This window comes from Shewanella sp. S1-49-MNA-CIBAN-0167, assembly GCF_040310145.1.
GTDB lineage: Bacteria > Pseudomonadota > Gammaproteobacteria > Enterobacterales > Shewanellaceae > Shewanella > Shewanella psychromarinicola.
On the sequence record NZ_JBEOPO010000135.1, the window covers coordinates 1 to 374 of the forward strand.

Consider the following 374-nt stretch of genomic DNA (forward strand, 5'->3'; position numbering starts at 1 on the left):
GTATTAACCGGGGATCCGCAAATATTCTTGTCGGCGTCACGTTCGCAAGCTGAAGTATTCCGCAGTTACATTATTGCTATCGCTCAAGAGTTTTTCGAAATTGAATTAACCGGCAACCCGATTGTGTTGCACACCAAGCACGGTGATGCCGAACTGCGATTTTTAAGTACCAACAGCAAAACCGCGCAAAGTTATCACGGCCACGTCTATGTGGACGAGTATTTTTGGATTGGCAAGTTTGATGTATTAAACAAATTAGCCTCTGCCATGGCAACCCATAAAAACTGGCGTAAAACCTACTTTTCAACCCCATCGACTAAAGCCCATCCGGCTTACTCATTTTGGACTGGCGACCATTGGCGCCAAGGTAAACC

Annotated in this window: 1 protein-coding gene; it reads left to right on the forward strand. The window is 45.7% G+C overall.

What is annotated here, in order from left to right:
* Positions 1-374: terminase large subunit domain-containing protein (locus AAEZ00_RS20700; protein ID WP_351089753.1), on the forward strand; the 374-nt coding region annotated here is incomplete at both ends.